At 60.3% G+C, this 2,560-nt stretch carries 1 protein-coding gene; it reads left to right on the plus strand.

The annotated features are described in order from the left end of the window. Nucleotides 1–327: 327 nt before the first annotated feature. A complete protein-coding gene (locus D6877_RS15980) occupies nucleotides 328–2,505 on the plus strand; it encodes a malate synthase G (RefSeq protein ID WP_130911413.1) in 2,178 nt (725 codons plus the stop codon). Nucleotides 2,506–2,560 lie beyond the last annotated feature (55 nt).

Consider the following 2,560-nt stretch of genomic DNA (forward strand, 5'->3'; position numbering starts at 1 on the left):
TGCTTTTTTGAGAACATCCCGTTCCGCGACGTGACCGCAATGCGTCATGAGGTCGCAGAACGACGTAATTAGTCTGATTTTCACAAGCGCAACTCATCATGTAGTATGCCGCAGCGCGCACTACATAACGCTGGATCGATGTCTGCCCAAGGCCCTTCGCAACCCTGAAATCCCCGTCAGCAAGGCCTCCAAGCCGTTGATTGGTCCTAGCCCAGCCGCCAGCAATGGCATGTACTGGTCCGCAGGTTTGTGGTTTAAATGGCCAGAAGCTTCATTGTTAAATTGACGAGCTGAAAAGCGAAATAGCTGAGCAGAGTGAGGCAAGCAATGACTGAACACGTTCAAGTCGGTGGCCTGCAGGTCGCCAAAGTCCTGTTCGACTTCGTGAACAACGAAGCCATTCCCGGTACCGGCCTCACCGCCGAACAATTCTGGGAAGGTGCCGACAAGGTCATTCACGACCTGGCGCCGAAGAACAAAGCCCTACTCGCCAAACGCGATGACTTCCAGGCGCGCATCGATGCCTGGCATCAGCAGCATGCCGGCCAGGCGCACGATGCCGTGGCCTACAAAGCCTTCCTGCAAGAGATCGGTTATCTGCTGCCGGAAGCGGCTGATTTCCAGGCGACGACGCAAAACGTCGACGATGAAATCGCCCGCACCGCCGGCCCGCAACTGGTCGTGCCAGTAATGAATGCGCGCTTTGCGCTCAACGCCTCGAACGCCCGCTGGGGTTCGCTGTACGACGCCCTCTACGGCACCGACGCGATCAGCGAAGACGGCGGCGCGGAAAAAGGCAAAGGCTACAACAAGGTGCGTGGCGACAAAGTCATCGCCTTCGCCCGTGCTTTCCTCGACGAAGCCGCACCACTGTCCGCCGGCTCCCACGTCGAGTCGACCGGCTACAAAATCGCTGACGGCAAACTGGTCGTCACTCTGAAGGGCGGCAGCAACAGCGGCCTGCGCGATGACGCTCAGTTGATCGGCTTCCAAGGCGACGCCAACGCGCCGATCGCGGTGCTGCTCAAGCACAACGGCCTGCACTTCGAAATCCAGATCGACGCCAGCACCCCGGTCGGCCAGACCGACGCCGCCGGCGTCAAAGACATCCTCATGGAAGCGGCGCTGACCACGATCATGGACTGCGAAGACTCCGTGGCCGCCGTCGATGCCGACGACAAAGTGGTGATCTACCGCAACTGGCTCGGCCTGATGAAGGGCGACCTCGCGGAATCCGTGTCCAAGGGCGGCCAGACCTTCACCCGCACCATGAACCCGGATCGCACCTACACCGCGCCCAACGGCGGTGAAGTGACCCTGCACGGTCGTTCGCTGTTGTTCGTGCGCAACGTCGGCCACCTGATGACCATCGATGCGATCCTCGACAGCCAAGGCAACGAAGTACCGGAAGGTATCCTCGATGGTCTGGTGACTTGCCTGGCCGCAATGCACAACCTCAACGGCAACACCTCGCGGCGCAACACCCGCACCGGTTCGGTGTACATCGTCAAACCGAAAATGCACGGCCCGGAAGAAGCGGCGTTCACCAACGAGTTGTTCGGGCGTATCGAAGACGTCCTGCGCTTGCCGCGTAACACCCTGAAAGTCGGGATCATGGACGAGGAGCGCCGCACCACGGTCAACCTCAAGGCCTGCATCAAGGCGGCCAGCGAGCGCGTGGTGTTCATCAACACCGGTTTCCTCGACCGCACCGGCGACGAAATCCACACCTCCATGGAAGCCGGCCCTGTCGTACGCAAGGCGGACATGAAGACCGAGAAGTGGATCGGCGCCTACGAGAACTGGAACGTCGATATCGGTCTGAGCACTGGCCTGCAAGGTCGTGCGCAAATCGGTAAAGGCATGTGGGCGATGCCGGACCTCATGGCCGCGATGCTTGAGCAGAAAATCGCTCACCCGCTGGCCGGCGCCAACACTGCCTGGGTCCCTTCTCCAACCGCCGCTGCGCTGCACGCGCTGCACTACCACAAGGTTGACGTGTTTGCGCGTCAGGCCGAACTGGCCAAACGTGCGCGCGCCTCGGTGGACGACATCCTGACCATTCCATTGGCAGTGAACCCAAGCTGGACGCCTGAGCAGATCAAGAACGAACTGGACAACAATTCCCAGGGCATTCTTGGCTATGTGGTGCGCTGGATCGACCAGGGTGTCGGCTGCTCGAAAGTGCCGGACATCAACGACGTCGGCTTGATGGAAGACCGTGCGACGCTGCGCATCTCCAGCCAGCACATCGCCAACTGGCTGCGCCACGGTATCGTCAGCCAAGAGCAAGTGATGGAAAGCCTCAAGCGCATGGCGCCGGTGGTTGACCGCCAGAACGCCAACGACCCGCTGTATCGCCCGCTGGCACCGGACTTCGACAGCAACATCGCCTTCCAGGCGGCGGTCGAACTGGTGATCGAAGGCACCAAGCAGCCGAATGGCTACACCGAGCCGGTGCTGCACCGTCGTCGTCGCGAGTTCAAGGCCAAGAATGGTCTGTGACTTGAGTTGATGGTTGGAATGAAAAAGGCCCTGATCGAGAGATCAGGGCCTTTTT

Origin of the sequence: Pseudomonas sp. Sample_9, from assembly GCF_004307535.1 — a bacterium.
Taxonomy (GTDB): domain Bacteria; phylum Pseudomonadota; class Gammaproteobacteria; order Pseudomonadales; family Pseudomonadaceae; genus Aquipseudomonas; species Aquipseudomonas mercuritolerans.